We start from the raw sequence: 1,013 nt of genomic DNA on the forward strand, positions 1-1,013 counted from the left end.
CACAAGGCGTTAAACCGCCTTGCGAGTTCGTCAAAGTCAGACTTCTTCACATATTCCGAAAGGTTAATGTCCTGCTGCGGAGCCGCCTGCTCCTGCACGCGCTGGTAGGCTGCGAAATCTGCGCTGCCCGTCTGGAAATTAAGCTGCTTTGTATAAACGAATCCGTGCGAAATATCCGGCATGATCGTCAGCGCCCCGCCGAAATCCGTCTGTACTGCTCTTGCTTCATCCAGCGAAGCTACCGGCCGGACGATCGGTGCCGGAGGCTGCTGCGGCATGGGCTGCTGCATCATCGGCTGCTGGTATGGCATCTGCTGCATCCCCTGATTGGGCAGATATGTTTGATAAGGATACGCCATTACCCCAGCACCTCCGTCACATGCTCACTGATGGAGCGTTTTTCGCTTTCCTTGTAGTTGATATAATCCATTAAATCCTTGAGCTTCCCCGTGGAAGTAAAATCGTCCACAATGCGCCTTGCACATTCCGGCGCATATCCAAGCCGCTCAAGGCGCTCCTCGTAAGCTACCATTCCAATCACGTCCCTTCATTTCAGGAAGCGGCGACCGGCGACGTGGAACCGGCCGCCTGTTCGCCTCCTTTAATCTAATGATAATAGAAACCGCATTTTCGCGGGGGAACTTAAGTTTTGTTTATGTGAAAGTTTGGGAAAATCTGAAAAATAGCAAAAAAATAAGCCCCGAGGCATGACCCCGAGGCTTTCATTAATCCATATCAAGTTTGTTTGCTATGTAGATCAGTCGTTCATAAATGGCAGGCATACGATGCGATACTGCGGAACGGTCATATCCAATTTCGGCAGCAATATCCATCTGTGTATAATGGTCTATCAGCGTCCTGCGGGCTATGACCGTATTCTCGAAGCCCAGCGCAGCCTCGTCTATCACGGTCAACCGCTGGCTCTTCGTCAGCCGTTCCAGTTCTTCCGGCACCTTTGCACGTCCTGCCATGTTGCACCTCTATTCAGCCATATAAATGCGCTCGGTCGTTAA

3 protein-coding genes are annotated in these 1,013 nt (G+C 51.3%); all 3 read right to left on the bottom strand.

Features of this window, described 5'->3' with window-relative positions; genetic code table 11:
- The coding region (locus H8S45_RS15800) for a hypothetical protein (protein WP_186950589.1) at positions 1-359 on the bottom strand (359 nt) is incomplete at its 3' end.
- Positions 359-532: a hypothetical protein gene (locus H8S45_RS15805; protein ID WP_186950592.1), complete on the bottom strand. Its 174-nt coding sequence runs from the start codon at positions 530-532 to the stop codon at positions 359-361. The genes H8S45_RS15805 and H8S45_RS15800, both read right to left, overlap by 1 nt.
- Positions 533-725: 193 nt before the next feature.
- Positions 726-971, bottom strand: coding sequence for a hypothetical protein (locus H8S45_RS15810; RefSeq protein WP_186950594.1), 246 nt, complete (start codon positions 969-971; stop codon positions 726-728).
- Positions 972-1,013: the final 42 nt, after the last annotated feature.

This window comes from Agathobaculum faecis (assembly GCF_014287995.1).
In the GTDB taxonomy this organism is placed as follows: domain Bacteria; phylum Bacillota; class Clostridia; order Oscillospirales; family Butyricicoccaceae; genus Agathobaculum; species Agathobaculum ammoniilyticum.